Origin of the sequence: Streptomyces sp. H27-H5 (assembly GCF_026627505.1) — a bacterium.
Taxonomy (GTDB): domain Bacteria; phylum Actinomycetota; class Actinomycetes; order Streptomycetales; family Streptomycetaceae; genus Streptomyces.
This window is the reverse complement of the sequence record NZ_JAPNLK010000226.1, coordinates 1-3971: the sequence shown is the minus strand read 5'-3', so window position 1 is coordinate 3971 and position 3971 is coordinate 1. Positions and strand designations below refer to the sequence as shown.

Sequence of the window (3971 nt, the reverse complement as noted above, 5' to 3'; positions counted from 1 at the left end):
CGTTATCGCCGGTTCGACCTCGATCTGAGCATGTTGTTGCAGCTCAGGATGGTTCTTCGATTGATGCTGCGTACTCAGCAGGGTCCGATGATCTGGGTTCTTGAGGGTGCGATGTCTCCGCCGCGGCGGGCGAGTTCGCGACGGAGGTCGAGGTTCTCGCCGTGAGCCTGCTCCAACGCGTCCCGCAGGGCCTGTACTTCTTCTCGGTGCTGCTTCTTGAGACGGCTGATCTGGCTGGTCAGCGCGAGGGTGAGGGTGCTCTGTTCGTTCGCTGGGGGTGTCGGCGTGGGGACCGGGTGGGCCTGCGCCCGCAACCGCTCGATCCGTCCGCGCAGGTCGGGGTGGTTATAGAGGAAAGCGTGTGAGACGCCGGCCTCGCGCTGGACGGCCTGGAACGTGATCGGCTCGCCCCGCTTGACCAGGGTGCGGATCGCCTTCTCCGTCGTCTGGGTTTTGGCCTGGGACTTCGCTTTCGCGGCGGCGGCGAGTGTCTGGGTGCGCTTGGCGCGGGCGTCGGTCATGGCCGGGTCCTTCGGTGGCGGTCAAGATCGAGGGTGAGAGAGACGGGACCGGTCGGGGTCGCGTCGCAGCCGGCTCCCTGGACCGCTCGGCAGGGCTTGTCTCCGATGGTGTCCAGCAGTTTCGTCAGGGCCGCGTGCTCGGCTCGCCGTTGCAGCAGCCAGACGTTGTCCTCGGGCATCGGACGGCCGTGTCGTTCCTGGAAGGCGGCGGTGCTGCGGTCGATCAGTGCCGCGGTCTCCGTCAACTGTCTTTCCAGCGCGGGCTGGTGGGAGTCGTCGGTGACAAAGACCGAGCAGGTCAGGCAGGCATTTCCCTTGTCGCAGGTCTGCAGGGGCGGCAGCATGCACCAGCCGTGAGGCAGGAACCGGTCGGCCCGGTTGAACAGGTGGAGACTGTCGTGGTCGTCACGGGAGAAGACGATGTGGGTGCCATCCGCCCGCAACTTCGCAGTGGCCAGGAACGCCTGCTCGGCGTGTTCCTGGCGGGCGGCGACGTAGTGCATCGACATCGACGGGGTGGCATGTCCGGCATAGCGCATCAACACATGGACGGGCAGTCCGAGTTCGGCGAGCCGGGTCAGCTTGGTGTGACGGAAGCGATGGGTGTGGCTCAGCCCGACGGGCTTGCCCTTGCTGTCGGTGATCTTCACGATCTTGCTGAACTCGCGGAGCATCCAGCTGTAGGTGCCCGACGGGTAGGGCTTGTCGCCCTGCCGATTGCCGGTCCGCTGCAGGAACAGATGACGCGGGGTGATGCCGGGGAGGCGGTCGCTCACCCACTGCCGCTGTTCGTCGATGACCGCGACGACTTCGCGGTCGACGAGAATGTTGTCCGGCGCGATATCAATCTTGCTCTGCGCGTAGTGGAAACGGGCGATCTCCTCTCCCTCGGCCGCGTCAACCGGCCGGTCGGGGACCGGGGAGAGACAGTCGAAGATACAGGTGCGGATCTCGCTGGCCCGTCGTCCGGTGAGGATCTGCAGCAGGATCATGCGCATGGCCTGCGGGTCGTCGAAGCCGCGGGCCTCGACCTGCTGTCCGTCGCCGCGGGTGACGGTCATCTGTTGTTCTCGGGGCAGGCCGAGCAGGGGCAGAGCGGCGGGAATCTGGGCGAGCGCGTGATCGTCGACGTAGTGCTCGTCGTTGAGTTCCCGCTGGTGCGGGATGCGGGAGACCTGGCGGAACCAGCCGGCCGCGTGCGCGTCGGTGGCCCGGGACCACGGACTGGGCCCCAGGACTTGGCGGGCCTCGGTGGGGTTGGCGGCGATGAACGCGAACAGTTCGGCGACGGCCCGCAGATCGTCGTTGACGAGGCGGGGATGAACCGGCTGGTGGGCGAATCGCTGCTCGGACTGGCGAAGGAGCCGGTTGGCCGGGTCGGCATCCCACCGGCGGAAGGCCGCGGCGAGTTGGACCGCGTGGGCAGGGTCGCTGAGGACGTCGAGCGGGTCGGTGAACGTCTCAAGCCACCGGTCGAAGCGGGCATAGCAGCGCATCCGTTCCTGGCTCACCGTCGACCAGCGCATGGTCCCGGCCTCCAGTTGCGTGCCCAGGTGCCACTTGACCGCCTCCCGAAGCCACGGGTGCGTGATTCTCGAGGGCGAACAGCCGTAGTGGGCCTGGGGTTCGTGCTCGGCCAGCGGGATGCGCGGATCGCAACGGGGGTGCCACTCGTCCAGGCTCCACCACGGCCCGCTGGTGCAGCGGGCGAGCAGGGCGAGACGGGAGAAGCGGAAGATCACCCGCAGCCGGGCGACGCTGCCGCGGGGAGGGATCCGGCCCCAGCGGGTGGCATAGAACCACCGCTGCAGGCCGGCTGCCGTCTCCCAGTCCATGGCCCGCATCGAGGCCGGGAAGGGACGCTTCTCCCGGATTGCCCGGCGCAGGATGTTCGCGAACTGGTTGGTGCCCAGCACCGAGGAGCGGGTGCCGTCCATGGCCTGCCAGTGCGACATCCAGGCGAGTTCCGCGACCATCATCTCGGGCAGGCCGGTGAGGTCGATGTTGCGGTCGCCGTTCTCGGTGATCCGCTCCCAGTCGTCGATCCCGTCGCCGATCACCGGACCCTGCCAAGGCTCGGGCAACTGCGACCACAGCCCCCAGAACGGATCCTGGTCGCCGAGCGCGTGCAGATTGCGCTGTTCACCGGCCATCGTCGACCCGCCAAGCAGCGATGTACGACTTCCAGTTCACCGCGGCCCGCAGAGCCTCGTCCTCGCGGACCCAGCCATAAAGGTCGAGCGTGGTCTGCACGTGTGCGTGACCAAGCCGCCGCGAGACTACCCACTCCGGGGTCCCGGCCAGCAGCAGCGCGGTCGCATGGCTGTGGCGGAACCAGTGTGGGGTCCAGGAGGCCGGCCCGATGTCCTTCTTGCGCAGGGCGCCGGTCTTGTCCCGCACCGTCCCCTCCCGCAGCGCGGCCAGCAGCGGAGGACGGGTCAGGTTCACCAGCAGCGGCGAGTCCGTACGAATCTCCATGCCCAACTCGGCGGCCCGGCAGGCGAGATGGGTGAGGTAGTCGGCGAACAGCTTCTCCAGGTCGCAGCCGACATAGACCCGCCGTGGGCGCATCATCTTCACCCTAGCTCCGTTCGGGTTGTCCTCACGCGGCACGATCTCGACATAGGGAGTGGAGCCGCGGCCCATGACGAAATCGCTGATCCGCAGGCCCAGGGCCTCGCCCAGGCGCATGCCGGTTTCCGCGAGCAGCGCGAACAGCAGCCGGTCGCGTAGGTTCCCGCTCCAGTCGCCGGCCGTGGCGTCCGGCATCGCGCAGCCGTCCAGGATTGCCTGGATCTCACCGGGCAGCAGCAGCGGCGGGCGTCCGCGATGACGGTGACGACGAACCCTCACCAGCGACGACGGCGCAGGAGCGGTGCGGGCGTCCAGGTGCGCGAGCAGCCCACGGGCCGGGGCTCGCCGCGGCGTCCCACGCATCAGCCGGCCCGCCACCGGCACCGAGTAGACCGCCTCCTGCCAGCGATAGAAGGAGATCAACGCGGCCAGCCTGGCCTCCAACGTCTCAGCCGCAGGCGCCTGTTCGGGCTCGACCAGGGCGTGCTCGACGGTTCGGCCGTTGCGCAGCCAAGACAGGAACCCGGCGACCGCCGGGACCCCGAGCTCGTCCCACCTCGCGGTCTCGTCCCGTTGTTCGAGGAAGGTCCACCACTGGGACAGCGAGGTTGCATAGCCGCGGACCGTGTTCGGAGACCACAGCTGCCGGTGGGCCTCGAGCCAGTCCTCGACCGGGGCGACCGTCCGGTACTTCTCGTCGATCACGGTCCACGTCCGCCGCCCGCGCGAGGGCCGGACCGCCAAGCTGTGTGCCACTGATGCCGTTCCGTCTCGTTGAAGAACTCCCGTTGATAGCAATGCATCAACGACACAGAACGCTCATGGTGACGCTCGTCGAAGACAGAGAAGAGAGGGACTCAGGCCCCGTTGATAACG

3 protein-coding genes are annotated in these 3971 nt (G+C 68.1%); all 3 read right to left on the bottom strand.

Annotated elements, in window-relative coordinates; all coding sequences use genetic code 11:
- Positions 1-74: 74 nt before the first annotated feature.
- The 3 genes from OTB19_RS41975 to OTB19_RS41965 are packed head-to-tail and all read right to left on the bottom strand — an operon-like array spanning position 75 to position 3800.
- Positions 75-521: a DUF6262 family protein gene (locus tag OTB19_RS41975; protein ID WP_267804128.1), complete on the bottom strand. Its 447-nt coding sequence runs from the start codon at positions 519-521 to the stop codon at positions 75-77.
- Positions 518-2674 carry a tyrosine-type recombinase/integrase gene (locus OTB19_RS41970; protein ID WP_267804127.1) on the bottom strand — a complete coding sequence of 719 codons (2157 nt, stop codon included), beginning with the start codon at positions 2672-2674 and terminating at the stop codon, positions 518-520. Before OTB19_RS41970 ends, OTB19_RS41975 begins: the two co-directional genes overlap by 4 nt.
- On the bottom strand, positions 2664-3800 hold the full coding sequence (locus OTB19_RS41965; RefSeq protein WP_267804126.1) for a tyrosine-type recombinase/integrase: 1137 nt from the start codon (positions 3798-3800) through the stop codon (positions 2664-2666). Before OTB19_RS41965 ends, OTB19_RS41970 begins: the two co-directional genes overlap by 11 nt.
- Positions 3801-3971: the final 171 nt, after the last annotated feature.

What these genes read in the sequence shown, in the direction of transcription:
- OTB19_RS41975 (WP_267804128.1), bottom strand. Translation starts at nt 521, where the DNA reads ATGACCGACGCCCGCGCCAAGCGCACCCAGACACTCGCCGCCGCCGCG.
- OTB19_RS41970 (WP_267804127.1), bottom strand. Translation starts at nt 2,674, where the DNA reads ATGGCCGGTGAACAGCGCAATCTGCACGCGCTCGGCGACCAGGATCCG.